General features: G+C 46.5%; 12 protein-coding genes. 6 read left to right on the forward strand and 6 right to left on the reverse strand.

Translation table 11 applies throughout. The features are described from left to right. Positions 1–34 precede the first annotated feature (34 nt). A complete protein-coding gene (locus NBH15_RS01835) occupies positions 35–2221 on the forward strand; it encodes a PAS domain-containing sensor histidine kinase (protein WP_250821860.1) in 2187 nt (728 codons plus the stop codon). Between the two features lie 38 nt (positions 2222–2259). Here NBH15_RS01835 and NBH15_RS01840 read toward each other — a convergent pair whose 3' ends face one another. Then, positions 2260–4041 carry a right-handed parallel beta-helix repeat-containing protein gene (locus NBH15_RS01840; RefSeq protein WP_244050734.1) on the reverse strand — a complete coding sequence of 594 codons (1782 nt, stop codon included), beginning with the start codon at positions 4039–4041 and terminating at the stop codon, positions 2260–2262. A gap of 156 nt (positions 4042–4197) precedes the next feature. Here NBH15_RS01840 and NBH15_RS01845 point away from each other — a divergent pair, with 156 nt between their 5' ends. The 5 genes from NBH15_RS01845 (at position 4198) to NBH15_RS01865 (ending at position 10144) form a co-directional block, all read left to right on the forward strand. Further along, entirely contained in the window at positions 4198–6168 is a 1971-nt protein-coding gene (locus NBH15_RS01845; protein ID WP_250821861.1) for a heavy metal translocating P-type ATPase, read from the forward strand. A gap of 1 nt (position 6169) precedes the next feature. Then, the gene (locus tag NBH15_RS01850; RefSeq protein ID WP_128132735.1) at positions 6170–6580 is read left to right on the forward strand and encodes a Fur family transcriptional regulator; all 411 of its coding nucleotides are present in this window, start codon (positions 6170–6172) and stop codon (positions 6578–6580) included. Between the two features lie 86 nt (positions 6581–6666). Beyond that, a complete protein-coding gene (cysS, locus tag NBH15_RS01855) occupies positions 6667–8142 on the forward strand; it encodes a cysteine--tRNA ligase (protein ID WP_244050417.1) in 1476 nt (491 codons plus the stop codon). A gap of 4 nt (positions 8143–8146) precedes the next feature. After that, entirely contained in the window at positions 8147–8554 is a 408-nt protein-coding gene (locus tag NBH15_RS01860) for a PaaI family thioesterase (RefSeq protein ID WP_244050418.1), read from the forward strand. Between the two features lie 159 nt (positions 8555–8713). Next, positions 8714–10144: a DUF4933 domain-containing protein gene (locus tag NBH15_RS01865; RefSeq protein ID WP_250821862.1), complete on the forward strand. Its 1431-nt coding sequence runs from the start codon at positions 8714–8716 to the stop codon at positions 10142–10144. Positions 10145–10191: 47 nt separating this feature from the next. Here the strand turns inward: NBH15_RS01865 and NBH15_RS29290 are convergent, their stop codons facing one another. The 5 genes from NBH15_RS29290 to NBH15_RS01885 all read right to left on the reverse strand — a co-directional run bounded on the left by NBH15_RS29290 (position 10192) and on the right by NBH15_RS01885 (position 16417). Continuing rightward, a complete protein-coding gene (locus NBH15_RS29290) occupies positions 10192–10419 on the reverse strand; it encodes a type II toxin-antitoxin system RelE/ParE family toxin (RefSeq protein ID WP_350472254.1) in 228 nt (75 codons plus the stop codon). Positions 10420–10489: 70 nt separating this feature from the next. Further along, positions 10490–10762: a hypothetical protein gene (locus NBH15_RS01870; RefSeq protein WP_147349089.1), complete on the reverse strand. Its 273-nt coding sequence runs from the start codon at positions 10760–10762 to the stop codon at positions 10490–10492. Positions 10763–10834: 72 nt separating this feature from the next. After that, positions 10835–13258 carry an ABC transporter permease gene (locus tag NBH15_RS01875; protein WP_250821863.1) on the reverse strand — a complete coding sequence of 808 codons (2424 nt, stop codon included), beginning with the start codon at positions 13256–13258 and terminating at the stop codon, positions 10835–10837. A gap of 58 nt (positions 13259–13316) precedes the next feature. Continuing rightward, a complete protein-coding gene (locus tag NBH15_RS01880; RefSeq protein ID WP_244050422.1) occupies positions 13317–13994 on the reverse strand; it encodes an ABC transporter ATP-binding protein in 678 nt (225 codons plus the stop codon). A gap of 17 nt (positions 13995–14011) precedes the next feature. Continuing rightward, entirely contained in the window at positions 14012–16417 is a 2406-nt protein-coding gene (locus NBH15_RS01885) for an ABC transporter permease (RefSeq protein ID WP_244050423.1), read from the reverse strand. Position 16418 lies beyond the last annotated feature (1 nt).

A 16418-nucleotide genomic window follows, 5' to 3' on the forward strand; every position in this document is an offset into this window, starting at 1 on the left:
TTGTCGACTAGTCAACCTCCGAAATTTATAGGCTATGGCGAATGATGAAAGCTCACTGACAGGCATGAAGCAGTTCCTGGAACTCCTTCCTGATACCGTTTTAATAGTTAATAAAGAAGGTTTTATTGAAGACCTGCTTAATTATCAGCCCGAAATATCTTTGTTCCTTACGCCTCAACAGCAAAAAGGGCAAACTATCCGGGAGCTGTTTAGCTATAAGAATTTAAGAGGTAATTCCGGAAATGAACTCCTGAATGCATTTCTGGATACGATGAAAACCCGTAAATCGAATATAATTCATTACGAAGTAGAGAATGAAAGCCATATTGGTTATGCCGAAGGATATATAATCCCTTTCGAAGATTATACTTTCGGCATATTCCGAAATATGACCAAACGGGTAGAAGCCCAGTTAGAGACTATCAATGAAAAGAACAAACTGGCAATGGCTTTAAAAGCCGGAAACTTGTCGGTGTGGTCTTATCTTCCCGAAAGCGACTCTTTCGATTTATCTGATGAAAATACCGTGCCACAGCCGGGGATGAAACTATGGGATGTCACCAAACAACTGGTTCCCGAGGACAGAGAACGTCATGTCAAACTGGTCACCGACATTGTTGAAGAGAAACACGAACAAAGCATCGAACAATTCCGCCTGTTAACACCGGAAGGAGAAATACGCTGGTATGAGATTTATTCAATGGGCATACGTGGAGAGGACGGGAAGATAGACCGTCTAATCGGTACCCAAAAAGATATCACAGACCAGAAAAATAAGGTGCAGGAACTGATAGAGAATCGTCAGCAACGTGATTTACTCCTACAAATCACAAATATGATTATCTGGGAATATGACAATCAGACCGGCATATTTTCTTCTGCCGGAGAATCCGTATTTTTCAATCAGGATACGACAATAAAGGATATTTATAAAGCAATTGCCCCCGAACATCAGGAAACCTATTTAAAGGCATTCGACGATATTCTGAATAAACGTTCCGAACTTTTGAATATTCAATTCTGCATAAATGGTCTTGACTGTTCATACCGATGGGTCAGACTAATTGCCAAAGTTTCTAAATATGATAAAAACGGAAATGTCCTCAAACTAATCGGGACACGCGAAGAGATTACAGAAGAGATAGAACGCGAACAAAGATTCCGCAATTACATACAACGCAGCGACCTGGCTATTCAGGCTGCCAATATTATCCAATGGGATTTGGATATCAAGACACAAGAATATACGCGAATATATCCCGACCCGGTCAATCCCGGTAATTTCATCCGCGGATCGTTCAGCTTCACTGTTCACCCGGATGATCGTCTTATTTTGCAAAAGGAACAAGAAAGACGTGCCCGTGAATGCAAAGGATACAGTAACCTGCATTTACGCGTCATGCTGGACGGAGATACGGATTATCGTTGGATGAATACTTTCTCCGTTCCGTTGGAATATACTCCCGACGGAAATCTTAAAAGCGTAACAGGCCTTCTGATCGATATCACACATATTGAAAAAGTAGAAGAAGGCAACCGGATGAAAATGGCTTTCCTTGCTAATATGAGCCATGAAATACGGACACCGCTGAATGCCATTGTCGGCTTCTCCCAGCTTCTCGCCCAGACAGATGATCATGAGGATAAAGATGAATTTATCCAGATTATCGAAGAAAACAACGATTTGCTACTACAGATTATCAACGACATACTCGACATATCCAAAATCGATGCGGGAAAAATGACCTTCAACTACAGTGATTTTGATATTACAGAAGTCATTGCTGATTTGAAGCAGGTCTATGATTCGCACTTACCATCGCAGGTAAAACTTATCTGTAACCTGCCTTATAAAAAGTACATTATCCATTCCGAAAAGAACAGGCTGATACAGGTAATCACCAACTTACTGAACAATGCAGCCAAATTCACCTCGGAAGGCTCTATTACAATCGGCTATGAAGTCATTCCAAACGGATTATCTTTCTATGTTTCCGATACAGGAAAAGGGATAGATAAGGAGAATTTAAACCATGTATTTGAACGATTCACCAAATTCGACAAGTTCGTTCCCGGAACCGGACTCGGCTTATCTATCTGCCAAATGATTGTCAACAAGCTGGGCGGCGAGATGTCCGTTGAATCGGAATTTGGGAAAGGGAGTACGTTCCGGTTTACAATAGCATGTGATATAAAATCACCAGACCTTCTCAAAAAATAGATTTTGAAAAGGTCTGACAATGCTATTCAAAAGGCAGATTAATTCTCTACCTTCACATCGCGCTTCTCGTCGAAGCCGCCGTCAAACTGATTATCCTTGATTTCTGAATGAATCACACGCTGGAAGAAGAAACGGAGCTTGTTCCAGTGGAAAGCCGGATATTGATTATTCTGTTTGATTGTGTTGTTACGGAAAATCAGGCCGTCTACCGATTTAGCATACAGGATCGGAGCATCGAATGTTTCAAACTCGTTATTTTCAATGACGATATTACTATGGAAATACTTTTTCTGGTCTTTCAGGTCGGGTATTTCCGGATAGATTGAAATAACGGCATTTGTGAACTGGAACATATTCGTCAATGAATTGATGAATTTATTGTTACGAATCTCCACATCATGGCAGGCACCGGTCTCAAACCAACCATTACAGTCACCACAGAGCAGAATGGCCGTACCGGATGTATGGTCGAATACATTCTTTTCAACAATCGTTTTCTTCGGTGTGCTGAACAGGGAACCACGGGCACGGTTATTACGGATTACGTTGTCTGCAAAATAAACTTCAGGAGTCCACTCCAAATTCTCGACACCGAATGTTCCTTTCTCACTGATAGCCGGATCAATCGGTTTCTCAAAAACAATCTCAAACACTTTAGCTCCGTGAGCACTTGGCTTATCCAACGCTTTGATGGCTGTAACCTTATTCAGGTCGCCGATTATCTCCATTGTTTTCGAGTCGATAAACTGTACGGCATTACCAGGAAATCCCCATTCAAAACCATAGCTTTGCGAATGCATGTATTCACCTACCAGCGTTTTATCATCTACACGTTTCTGGATTTTCAGATAAGTTCCGTGCACATTGATGGCATCGTCCATCATACCTTCGTACAAGCCGCCTACAGAAACGATTTTTCCTTTACAACCGGAGAAATGAGTGGCATCTGCCTGCGTCGTGAAGTAACGGGGATCGTTATCACCACGAAGACATACGGAGAATTTATCCAGTGTGATATTCTCACTCATCTGCGCCAGTAATCCCATACCTTCCGCATAATGAACCCGGATGTTTTCAAGTGTTGTATTCGTATCATAAGAAACAAAGATACCTGGTGTCGGACGTCCCCAGCCGCGCATGGCAACAACTGTCCCCGGAATCAGTTTCTTATTATTCCATTTGGTTGATTTAAGCACGCGGGGAGAAACTTCCGATACGCCTTTAGAACCGACAGCAATATCGCTGGTTGTATAAACAAGGCGTTTGGTATCTCCTTCAAAGGCGATACCCCAAGCCGGAGCATGCTCCCAACCTTCACCTTTGGCATAAAATACACTGTCACGGATTTCATATTCCACCCAGGGAGCCACTTCATAGGTAATGACACCGGCAACCGTATCGTTCTCCAATATCTTCACCTGGCTGATATGCGGATTATCAAAGTCGATACTGAAATTCTTCAAGGTGCAGTTTTCCGAATTAATCAGTGAAACAGGTAACATACGGCCATGAAAAATCAATTCCGAGCCTTGTGCATCAAAAATGACATTCTTCATGTTCTCAAAAGGCAGTCCCACCAGCTTCGGATTATCCTGATCGTGGTTAGAGATAAAATATTCCTTTTGCGCTGCACCTTCGGGATAGAAATCATAGCGGCCTTTAGGGAGTACGATTGTTATCGTATCATCGCCTGTATGGGAAGCGGCTATCTGTTCCAAAGCCTTCGCCATCAAAGGGGAAGCATTATCTTTCTTGTCGGGAGTCAGACCAAAGTTCGACAAGTCATACTGATTCTTTGTCTGGGAACAGGAACAGAGCATGGCCAGACAGCATAAAATACCAATAAGAGTACGAGAGTTTTTCATATTATTCATTTTCTAAACATTAACCCGACAAATATACGGATTCTTTGCAACTTTGTTGCACCTCATAACCCCTACCTTTGTATCAGGAAAAACAAATAAAACATTACAGATATGGGACATTGCAGTTGTAATCATTGCCATACGGAACGTAAAAGAAAAGTTTCGCCTTATCTTCTTCCGGCAATTTCTTTCGGGATGCTACTGGGAGGAATTGCGATGCAGGTAGCAGAGACCGGATTCTTCGACCCAACCGTCAGATTTATATGGTATGCACTCGCTTATCTGCCGGTCGGGCTTCCTGTGATGAAAGAGGCGGTTGAAAGTATTCGCGAAAAAGAAATATTCAGTGAATTCACGCTTATGTGTATCGCTACACTCGGCGCATTCTATATCGGGGAATATCCGGAAGGCGTGGCTGTTATGTTATTCTATTCCGTCGGCGAACTGTTTCAGGAAAATGCATTGTCGAAGGCCCGTAAAAATATCAGTGCACTGCTCGACGTTCGGCCCGAAACAGCAGTTGTTATTCGTGATAACGAACGTGTTCCGTTAGCTCCGGCCGATGTAATTCAGGGAGAAATCATAGAGGTGAAAGCCGGAGAAAGAGTTCCTCTCGATGGTAAATTACTCAGCGGGACCGCTTCCTTCAACACCGCAGCACTTACGGGAGAAAGCGTTCCACGTACGATTAGTCCGAATGAAAATGTCTTGGCCGGAATGATTGTGACCGATAAGGTAATCCGGCTGGAAGTAACCAAACCATATAACCAAAGTGCCCTGGCACGTATTCTCGAACTGGTGCAGAATGCATCCGAACGGAAAGCGCCGGCCGAACTGTTTATCCGGAAATTTGCCCGCATTTATACACCAATCGTAACCGGACTGGCTTTTCTGATTGTCCTTATACCTTATCTTTATTCACTGGTACAGCCGGACTTCCTGTTCATCTTTAACGACTGGTTATACCGTGCGCTGGTATTTCTTGTTATCTCTTGTCCCTGTGCGTTGGTTATCAGCATTCCATTGGGATATTTCGGAGGCATCGGAGCGGCTTCGCGGCAAGGCATCCTTTTTAAAGGAGGGAATTATCTGGATGCCATCACCAAAATAAACACCGTAGTATTCGATAAAACAGGTACGCTCACCAAAGGAGTCTTTGAAGTACGAAGCCTGTCTACTGAAAATAACGTTCCTGAAAAAGAGCTGCTCCGTATCATTGCTTCTGTCGAAAGCCGGAGCAACCACCCTATTGCCAAAGCCATCCTGGCATACGCCCAAGAGCAGCAGGTAACAATCGACACAACCATCGATACGACCGAACTGGCTGGTTACGGATTAAAAGCAATAGTCGACGGGAAAGAAGTATTAGTAGGTAACCCCCGTCTGTTAGACTCGGAAGGAGTTTTGTTTCCTCCTAATGAAACAAGTGTTTCACCATATAGAAACAACTGTTTCATTAGGAGGAAACAGAATCCGGATACCGTGGTTGTCTGTGCGATCGACCGGCAATACGCCGGTTATATCCTGCTTGCCGATACGCCCAAAGAAGATGCTGCGGAAGCTATCAAACAATTAAAAGACTTAAATATTAATAACCTGGAAATATTATCAGGCGATAAACAAATTATTGTTTCTAAATTAGCTACACAATTGGGGATTCCCCGGGCCTACGGTGACCTGCTGCCGGAAGGAAAAGTCGCCCACCTGGAAGCATTGAAGCAGGACAAAGCAAACAAAATCGCTTTTGTCGGCGACGGGATAAACGATGCGCCAGTCCTTGCATTAAGCGACATAGGCATTGCCATGGGAGGCCTCGGAAGCGATGCCGCTATCGAAACGGCCGACGTCGTAATACAGACCGACCAGCCCAGCAAAGTGGCAACGGCAATCCGCATCGGAAAGTTTACACGTACTATCGTGTGGCAAAACATAGCATTGGCCTTCGGTGTCAAACTGATTGTTCTGATGCTGGGAGCCGGAGGGATTGCTACCATGTGGGAAGCGGTTTTTGCCGATGTCGGTGTTGCTTTACTGGCAATCCTCAATGCCGTACGAATATTAAAGACGACTAAAACAGATTGATATGGATGCTTATTTAGATATATTGAAACAAAGAGAAATCAGACCGACAGCCATCCGCCTGCTTATCCTGAAAGCGATGATGCAGTTTGAAAGGGCTTTCAGCCTGCTCGACCTGGAGAATGAGTTGGACACGGTAGACAAATCGACCGTATCGAGAACTATCAATCTTTTCCTGGACCATCACCTTATCCATTGTATCGACGACGGTTCGGGTTCTTTGAAATATTCGGTTTGCGGTAACGATTGCAATTGTTCCGTCAGTGAACTTCATGCGCATTTTTATTGTTTGAAATGCCACAGGACATTCTGCCTTCGGAATATTCCGGTACCGATGGTCGAATTACCCCGTAATTTTACGCTGGAAAGTATCAACTATGTATTAAAAGGTTGCTGCGAAGATTGCTCAAAATAGACAAAGGCATTATCTTTGCATTCTGTCTTCCTCAGTATTACGATGATACAGGCAAAGACAAAGCAACTTTTAAAGTATGAACAGATATGGAACATCCATTAAGTATTTACAACACGCTCACAAGAAAAAAGGAACAATTTATCCCGTTGCATGAACCCCACGTAGGCATGTATGTCTGTGGTCCGACGGTCTATGGCGATGCGCATCTGGGACACGCACGCCCGGCTATCACATTCGACCTGTTGTTCCGTTATCTTACACATATAGGATACAAAGTACGTTATGTACGCAACATTACCGACGTAGGTCATCTGGAACATGATGCCGATGAAGGTGAAGACAAAATTGCCAAGAAAGCCCGTCTGGAACAGTTGGAGCCGATGGAAGTGGTGCAGTTCTACCTGAACCGTTACCACAAGGCGATGGAGGCCCTCAACGTGCTTCCTCCCAGCATCGAACCGCATGCTTCGGGCCATATCATCGAGCAAATCGAACTGGTAAAGAAGATTCTTGACAACGGATATGCTTACGAAAGCGAAGGCTCCGTTTATTTTGACGTAGAGAAATACAACAAAGACCATAATTACGGTATCCTTTCGGGCCGTAATATCGAAGATATGCTGAACACGACCCGTGCACTGGACGGCCAGGACGAGAAGCATAACCCCATCGACTTCGCCCTCTGGAAATGTGCACAACCGGAACATATCATGCGCTGGCCTTCTCCGTGGAGCGACGGTTTCCCCGGATGGCATTGCGAATGTACGGCGATGGGTAAGAAATACCTGGGACAGCATTTCGATATTCATGGGGGTGGCATGGACCTGATCTTCCCGCACCATGAATGCGAGATTGCACAGGCTGTCGCTTCACAAGGAGATGATATGGTTCACTACTGGATGCATAACAATATGATTACCATCAACGGACAGAAGATGGGTAAATCGCTCGGTAACTTTATCACGCTGGATGAGTTCTTCACCGGTGACCACAAAGTGTTGAGCCAGGCTTATTCGGCCATGACAATCCGCTTCTTCATCCTCCAGGCGCATTACCGCAGTACGGTAGATTTCAGCAACGAAGCCCTGCAAGCCGCAGAAAAAGGATTGAGCCGTCTGATGGATGCTTACAACCATCTGCAAAAGCTAACAACTTCGGATGCCTCGACAGTAGATGTGAAAGACCTTCGCAAGAAATGTTATGACGCTTTAAATGACGACCTGAACTCTCCGATTGTCATCTCTCATCTGTTCGATGCCGCCCGCGCCATCAATTCCGTAAAGGATGGCAAAGCGACTATCTCGGCAGAAGACCTGAAAGAGTTGAAAGAAGTATTCCACACTTTCGTATTCGATATCCTGGGAATGAAAGACGAAGCATCTGCCGGAGGTGACAATTATGAGACATTCGGTAAAGCTGTAGACCTCTTGTTGACTATCCGCCAGCAGGCAAAAGCCAATAAGGATTGGGCTACTTCCGACAAGATACGTAACGAACTGACTGCCATGGGATTCGAGATTAAGGATACCAAAGACGGAGCAGAATGGAAGCTAAGTAAATAAAGCGATGACAATAAACGAATTTCTTCAAGGCGACAAATTTGCCTTATTTGCCGGGGTAGAATTATTGGAAACGGGTAATGGTTATGCCAAAGCCCGTATGGGGATAAAACCGATGCACCTGAACGGTGGTGGTGTCTGCCAGGGAGGTGCCATCTTTACGCTGGCCGACCTGGCGTTTGCGGCAGCTACCAACAGTCATGCCCGGCTGACATTGTCCATCACTTCCAATATCAACTTCTTCAAGGCCGAAAGCAAAGGATTCCTTTATGCCGAAGCACGGGAAGTATTCAGCCATAAACGGCTTGCCAACTGCGAAGTGAATATCACGAATGAAGCCGGAGAACTGATTGCTACGTTCAGCGGCTCCGGATACAGGAAAGACACGGAACTTCCGTTTGCACCGATAGAATAAAATGAAATGTCAATCGACAAACAGATATAAAATACATTATCTGTCTGAATAATAAACGTATAACAGAATAAGAGAAGATGAATATGTCAACTCCTTATTTTGTTATACGTTTTTGTTTTCCCTACATTTGCTCTTCCTGAAACAATAAATACACGAATTATGAAACACATGAAAGTCGGAACAAGTACTGCTATTTTATGCATAGGAATCGCCTTATGTGCCTGCGGCGGAAAACAGGGAAACACACAAACAGAGGAAACAGCCGAAGTAATCCCGATAAAGCCCGTTATCATCGAAACGAGCCAGTTAAATCCGGGCATACAGAACACTGAAATACGTACAGCCGATCCAGCCAATCCTCCTGTCGTACTGGACTTCACAACCAAGCTGCCTGTCCGGCCTTTCTCACTGAAAGAGCATTTCAACAAGGCAACCTGCATCACTCTAAAAAATCCACTTTCCCCCGACCAAGGAAGTTTCCTGTATGATGCCAGTATCATCGTCTCTTACGACCGCGGTATGAGCAGTGCCGGAGGAGTCAATACAAACGTACAACTTCTGGAAAACCGGATTCTGACAAGTGACCTTTTCGGTACTTTCTGTTTCGATTTAAACGGACAGCTCACGGATACGCTGCTTATCTCCCGCATCGACGGACTGAAATACGACCCTGCCACCCAGAAACTGGAATTTCATGCCAACAACAGGAAAAGCACAATCAACGGAATTACACTGGAACCCGGAAACCAATACCGTCATATGGAAAGGGACACCGTCAACAAATACAATAAAATGGTCTGGAAGTCAATTGAAGACGGCCGCCTGATCGAAGAAATCCGCTTCATTGACTCCAAGCAGACAGCCCTCCTGGCCAGCCTGGACGATTCAACCTTATTTAATATCTCCGGCGATTTCATGTCACCGGTCATGTTTACGACATTCAACAAGAACTCATACGACACGTTATGCGTATTCGGTAATTATAATCTCCCGACCGTCAAGTTAAGTGGTCCGTATGCTTTTCCCGAAAGTTCCTGGAGTTACCGGAACAAAGACAAAGCCTATTTCAGACAAGCATTCAACGATACAATCTTCAGCGTCTCCTCACCCAACCGTTTATACCCGGAATATATCCTGCAATTCGGAGATAAGAAATTAAATATCGACAACGGACTATACGGGGATAAGTCTCAGAAATACGTAGCCAAAAGCTGGGTCGATACAGATCATTTCATACTCTTCACATATTCGAAAAATTACGATTGTCCGAATACACGCAATGAGAAAAGCGTTTTCTATTCGTATGCATTATATGATAAAGATTATAAACAGCTATCGCTTATTCAGGATGAAAACAATTACCCGGAAGAATTTCTTTTGCCGGCAGAAATGCCGAACGGTATCCCTGTTATCTTAGGCGAAATCAGTTGGCAGGATAATAAACTGTTTACCAGCTATACCAAGAGGAAACTGGAAGCCCTGCAAAAGATGAAAAACTTCTCCAAATTACCGGCAGAACAACAGGAACGCGTCCGCCAGCTGGCCGGTTCATTGGCTGATAATGAAATGATAGTGATGATACTTGAATAAAAATCAGAAAAAGGCTTGTACTCTGCAAATAAAAGTACAAGCCTTTTTTATTTCAGTTTATCCAATAAACGCAAGGGATTTTGACGACAGTCCCAAATAAGAGCTATATTAACAATGTTATTCTCCTCATAATAGATTATTTTATAATTACCTTCTATTAATGATCTGTAACATTTCATGCGCCCAGACAATAAATCTACCACTTCTCCCATTTGAGGGAACAATGCTAAACGATCTGCAGCATCCACTATCGCATTAAACACATTAACAGCCACAGATTCGCTTTTTGCTCACTATAATAAGTATAAATTTCGTTCAACTCATCAAGAGCCGGTTCAGTCCAGACTACTTCTGTTGCCATAACTTCAATCGTTCACGAACCTGTTCAGTTGTAAAAACACGACCTTCCCTTACAGCCTTCTCTGCCTGGTCCAAACGCTTATTTACTTCTTCAAGCGTATAGGCACAAGGTCTTTGGTCTTCTGTCGAAGCCAGTTTCTTGACCTTTTTGTAGGCGGCTTCCAGGCGGCTCATCAATTCTTCATTGTCGATCGTATTGATTATATCCTGTATCAGGTTCAACTTACGTGCCTGTAATTCCAAGTGTGTCATATTCATACCCTTTCTTTAAATGATCGACAACAAATGTACGCTATTGCCGTCAGATTAGCAAATAGCGTACATTTTATTTCACTCATACCGCAACGACCGGGCAGGTTTGCTAAGGATTGTTTTAGCAGTCTGCCAGCCTATGGTCAACAGGGAAATCACACACAACAAAATCACCGGAACCAGGAAGAACCAGGCTTTCCAGTCGGTGCGGAACGAATAATTACTCAGCCAGCCGTCCATGACCCACCAGGAGAGAGGAAGAGCTATCATTATCGCAATGCCGATCAGGATAAAGAACTCACGTCCCAGTTCATAGAACAACTGTATTTTGGAGGCACCTAAGACTTTACGTATACCCATTTCACGAACACGGGTCGAACAGGAGAACATCACCAGCACCCAAAGTCCCATGCAGGAGATGAAAATCGCCAGTATCGCAAAGAGAGCTACAATCAACCCGAACACCTCATCCTGCCGGTATTGCTGGTCGAAGAACTGGTCGAGGAAGAAGTAATCGTAGCTGGAATCCGGGAAATAACGGTTCCAGACCGTCTCCGCCAGCTTCACCAACTCACGGGGATTGGCATTCTCCATCACCACGGAGATATAACGCTGTTTCATCCAGCTCAGTTTGTCGTGAAGGGCGAACAGGATAGGCGTATAGCCTTTATTCAAAGACTGTTGATGATAATCTTTCACCACACCGATAATCTTCATCGGCTGGTCCACCGTCTCCACGGAAAGGCGTTCGCCAATCGCGGCATCAGCCGAGGCAAAGCCCAATGTACGGACGGCCGCCTCATTCAGGACGATATTATATACATCTCCCCCAAAGTCTTCGCCGAAACCACGCCCGGCAACAAACTTCAGATCGTAGGCATCCAGATAATAGTAATCGCAATTGAGCATTTCCAGCAGGCGGGTTTGCTTTGTGGCGTCGCTCAGGCGGACGATAGACAGGAAGTCCGTCACCTCCGTACCCGGAACAGCACCGGAAACCGTCACATTCTTTACGGAAGGTAACGCCTTCAACTCCCTTTTCATCGCCGTCAGCTTCGTAGACAAGTCCTCGCAATGCGCCGGAAATTTCAACACCAACGTCTGGTCCACACGGACACCCAGCGATGCCTGACGCATAAACTGCAACTGAGCATACACAATCAGCGTTCCGCAGAGCAAAGCCATCGACGCCGTATATTGCAAAACGACCAGCACCTTACGGGTCGTTGCAGCATTCTTCGTATGCGTGAATTTCCCTTTCAGCATCCGGATTGGCTTAATGCCGGACAAAATCGTCGCCGGATAGAAACCGGACAGGAACACGCCCAAGGCGAAAATCAACAACAGCATCCACCCCAACGAGGTCGTCACCCACACGGAGAATCCCAGGTCACGCCCGGTCAGGTTGTTAAAAGCAGGCATCAACGCCTCCATCAACCCGATAGCCAGGATAAAGGCAATCCCGTTCGTTATCAACGATTCAAACAGGAACTGTGTCACGATTTGCCGGCGGCTCGCCCCCGAAGCCCGGCGTATGCCGATTTCTTTGGCCCGTTCCATCGAGCGGGCAACCGTCATATTGATATAGTTAATCCAGGCAATGCAGAGGATAGCCAACGCCGTACATATCAACACCAGCATGGAAGAACTGTTCCCCTTCGTCTCCGGTTCATACGCCTTCTGCGGATTCAGATGGATATCGCGCAGGTTAGTCAATTCGATTGCCCAAGTCTTATTTTTCAGCGCCTCATCCGTCTTGTATTTCTCCGCCATTGCGGGGAAGGCCTCTTCCACCTGTTTCTTCAGGGCGGGCGACTTCAGGAGGACGTATGAGTACACTTCGTGGCGATACCAGTATTCATCCATCCATTTCGGAAGAGTTTCGTAAGAGATCATCATGCTGTAACGCACATGCGAATTGACGGGCATATCTTTCATGATGCCGGTCACTTCGCACGCCTCTTCGCCGATATTGCTGCGGAAAATCAGTATCTTCCCAATCGGGTCGGCCCCTTTGAAATATTTATTGGCGATGCGCTCGGTTATCACCACCTTGTTCGGCCCGTCGAGGCAAGTATTCTTATCGCCTTTCAGTAATTTATAATCGAAGAAGTTGAAATAATTCTTCTCGGCATACCCGATGCCAGTCTCACGATAGAGCAGTTCGTTGTATTTCACGACCTGCTCCGGATAGTACTGGCTACCGACGCGGGTATAATCCTCCACGCCCGCCAGGTTACGCTTCATAGCGGTGGCGTAGCCGGCCGAACTGCTTGCCCAGTTATCCGTCAGTTCGCCGTTTTCGTAGAAACGTGCTTCCACGCGGAAGATGCGGTCGGCACGGCTGTGCATATTGTCGTAGCTGTACTCGAAAGCCACGTAGGTCAGAATCAGCAGGGCGGCCGCCATACCGATTGCCAGGCCGATTATATTGATTGCACTGAAGCCTTTCTTTTTCGTCAGGCTGCGCAGGGCACTGTTCCAATAGTTTGATAGAATCATGTTTATATTGTTTGAGTGTTCAGAGTAATAGAACCTTATTTTATACGGGTGCCGTATATTACCGTATACGGTCCTCCGATACAATCCGCCCGTCCAGCAAATGAATGACCCGGTGGGCATACTTCGCGTCCCGCTGGGAATGGGTGACGATAACGACCGTCGTTCCCTGCCGGTTCAGTTCGCTGAGCAGTTCCATTACTTCGAGACCGTTTGTCGAATCCAGATTACCCGTCGGCTCATCCGCCAGAATCAGGGGGCAGTCCGTTACCACTGCACGGGCAATAGCCACACGTTGCTGCTGGCCGCCGGATAACTGCTGCGGAAAATGGCCGGCACGATGGGCGATATTCATACGTTCAAGCACCTCCATCACCTTCTTTTTGCGTTCGGACTTCTTATTGTTCAGATAGACAAGGGGGAGTTCTACGTTTTCATAGACTGTCAGTTCGTCAATCAGGTTGAAGTTCTGGAATACAAAGCCGATATTCCCCTTACGGAAAGAAGTCAGCTGGCTCTCGCTCATCTTATCAATCTCCTTTCCGTCGAAGAAGTATTTGCCCGAAGTCGACGAATCAAGCGTTCCCAGGATATTCAGCAAGGTGGACTTGCCGCAACCCGAAGGGCCCATGATAGCCACAAACTCGCCTTTCTTTATCTCCAGGCTTACTTCATTCAATGCTTTGGTCTGTACGTCTTCCGTGGTGAAGAGCATAGACAGGTTCTCTGTTTTAATCATATGTTCCTATTTATAAATTATTCACTCCTTAAAATATACATCGGCTTCAGGCGGATGATGCGCCATACCTGCCGGGCAATCGTCCCGAAAGCGATACACATCAGCAGCACGAACGCCACCGCATAACTCCACCAGGGCAACGGGATATGAAACGCATAGCTTTCAAGCCAGTTATTCATCAGAAAAGCGGACACGGGAATACCTATCACGGACGCAAGTACCGTAAGAAGCAATAATTCACGCGTCAAAACTACAAAAAGATTCCTTTTACCTGCTCCCAAGACCTTACGGATTCCCACTTCCTTTACCCGCGAAAGGGTCGAGAAAAGCGTGATTACCCACAATCCCAGGCAAGCGACAAAGACGGCCAGCAAAGACGATGCGGCAAATATCCATCCGAAATTCCGGTCTTCCTTATACTGGTTCCTGTTGAAATCGTCGAGGAAGAAATAGGAGAACAACGAAGTCGGAAAGAAATCGCGATAGGTTTGTTCTATCTCCGCCAGACGGGCCGGCCCAGCCACACCGTCCATGCGGATGGAAATATAGGGTGTCCCGATAATCGGAACGCGGTCTTTCAGGAAGAAGATGATTGGCTTATAAGGGACGGCCAGCGACTGTTGGTGATAGTTTCTCGCCACCCCTATCACCTGGAGAGGGTCTTGCAGCACTTCCATCGTCAGTTGTTTGCCTAAAGCCGCTTCCGCAGAAGGGAAACCCAGGAGGCGGACGGCCTCTTCGTTCAGCACGACCTTATTCAGTTCATCTCCATACTCTTCCGAGAATCCCCTGCCGCAGACCATCTCCGGCGAATAGGTAGCCAGGTAATCGTAATCGACAGCGAACATCTGAACCAGCTTCACCTCGGACGGGTCGCTGCCGAACGGACGGTTGGCAAAATAATTGGCAACCTCCACCCCCGGCACGGCACCGGAAACAGTCACCTGACGGACATACGTCTTCCGCTTCAGTTCTTTCTTGAAACTTTCCATCCTGACGGACAGTTCATCTGTAAAGGAGGGATATTTCAATACGACTATCCGGTCCGTCCCGGAAGAAGCGGCCTCATTCTGCATGTAGCGAACCTGTGAGATAACGACAAACGTACCCGTTATCAGGATAAAAGAAGCGACAAACTGCACGACAATCAATGTTTTCCGCATCTTATTGCCTTTCCGGCTATGTAATAACTTCCCGCGTATAATATCCGACGGACGGATGCGTGTCAGCAGATAGGAAGGATATAAGCCGGTGAAGAGCGTCCCCAGCCCGGCAATAACCGCTACGACCAGCCAGAACTGCGGTTGTACTAATATATCGGCACCAAAATCATGTTCCGCCCAGGTATAGACAAGCGGCAGCAATACCTCCAGCCAACCGAGCGCAATCAAGGTTGCCAGCAGATTGACGATACCGGCCTCCGTCAGTCCCTGCAACAGCATCTGCCGGCGGGAGGCACCGAAGGCTTTACGGACCCCGAACTCTTTTCCTCGTTCCAGGAAACGCGCCACCATCAGATTCAACGCATTGACCCAGCCTGTCAGCAACAGGGCAATCGCCATCACCGAAAGGATATACACGGCGGTACGGCTGCCTTTCGTCTCCTTCTCATACGACTTCTGCGGAGTCAGATGAATATCTTTCAACGGGATTAATTCCACCTTCCAATTCTTATGCTTCAAGGCTGCGGTTTTGTATTTATCTGAAATAGCAGCAAAGGCATTTTCTATATCTTCCGGTTTTTTCCCCGGTTCCAGGCGGACATACGTATAGACGCCGTGAATATACCAAATATCCTGCCGTTCCTTCGGTATCGTGGAATAAGACAGCAGGAAATCATAATGCAGATGCGAATTGGCCGGCATGTCGGCAATAATGCCTGTCACTTCGAAATGCTGTTCGGCCGTCGACGTGCGGAAGGTCAGGATTTTACCCAACGGCTCCGCCTCGCCGAAATAACGGTGGGCGGCACTTTCCGTCAGCACGGCGGTATTGGGGCGGGTCAGCTGGCCGTCTCTCTCCCCTTTCAGAATGGGGAAACGGAAGAGGTCGAAGAAGGTAGGCTCGGCAAAGCAATAGCGGCTTTCGGCGAACTGCTTATCCTGGTAAGTAACCACCTGTTCCCGGTCCTGGGCGGTCAGCCGGACAAACTTTTCGATGCCCGGTATCTCCCGGCTCATCACCGGACCGTGGCCGAATGCGGTCGTCGCCCAGTTATCCGTCAGCGTCGCTCCCTCATACAAACGGCTTTCGACACGGTACACGCGGTCGCCGTCATGGAAAGAGTCGTAGCTCAGTTCGAAACGGACATAGAGCAGAATCAGCAGGGCGGCCGAGATACACACGGACAGGCCAAAGATATTAATCACCGAAAGTGACTTGCGGGCCCGCTGGCTTTTTATGACTTGGGAAAGATAATCCATA

The sequence above is a fragment of the Parabacteroides caeci genome, assembly GCF_023656795.1.
Lineage (GTDB): Bacteria > Bacteroidota > Bacteroidia > Bacteroidales > Tannerellaceae > Parabacteroides > Parabacteroides segnis.

Excerpts from the sequence above, each read along its gene's own strand:
- NBH15_RS01835 (WP_250821860.1), top strand. The coding sequence starts at position 35 with ATGGCGAATGATGAAAGCTCACTGACAGGCATGAAGCAGTTCCTGGAA.
- NBH15_RS01840 (WP_244050734.1), bottom strand. The coding sequence starts at position 4,041 with ATGCTCTGTTCCTGTTCCCAGACAAAGAATCAGTATGACTTGTCGAAC.
- NBH15_RS01845 (WP_250821861.1), top strand. The coding sequence starts at position 4,198 with ATGGGACATTGCAGTTGTAATCATTGCCATACGGAACGTAAAAGAAAA.
- NBH15_RS01850 (WP_128132735.1), top strand. The coding sequence starts at position 6,170 with ATGGATGCTTATTTAGATATATTGAAACAAAGAGAAATCAGACCGACA.
- cysS (WP_244050417.1), top strand. The coding sequence starts at position 6,667 with ATGGAACATCCATTAAGTATTTACAACACGCTCACAAGAAAAAAGGAA.
- NBH15_RS01860 (WP_244050418.1), top strand. The coding sequence starts at position 8,147 with ATGACAATAAACGAATTTCTTCAAGGCGACAAATTTGCCTTATTTGCC.
- NBH15_RS01865 (WP_250821862.1), top strand. The coding sequence starts at position 8,714 with ATGAAACACATGAAAGTCGGAACAAGTACTGCTATTTTATGCATAGGA.
- NBH15_RS01870 (WP_147349089.1), bottom strand. The coding sequence starts at position 10,762 with ATGAATATGACACACTTGGAATTACAGGCACGTAAGTTGAACCTGATA.
- NBH15_RS01875 (WP_250821863.1), bottom strand. The coding sequence starts at position 13,258 with ATGATTCTATCAAACTATTGGAACAGTGCCCTGCGCAGCCTGACGAAA.
- NBH15_RS01880 (WP_244050422.1), bottom strand. The coding sequence starts at position 13,994 with ATGATTAAAACAGAGAACCTGTCTATGCTCTTCACCACGGAAGACGTA.
- NBH15_RS01885 (WP_244050423.1), bottom strand. The coding sequence starts at position 16,417 with ATGGATTATCTTTCCCAAGTCATAAAAAGCCAGCGGGCCCGCAAGTCA.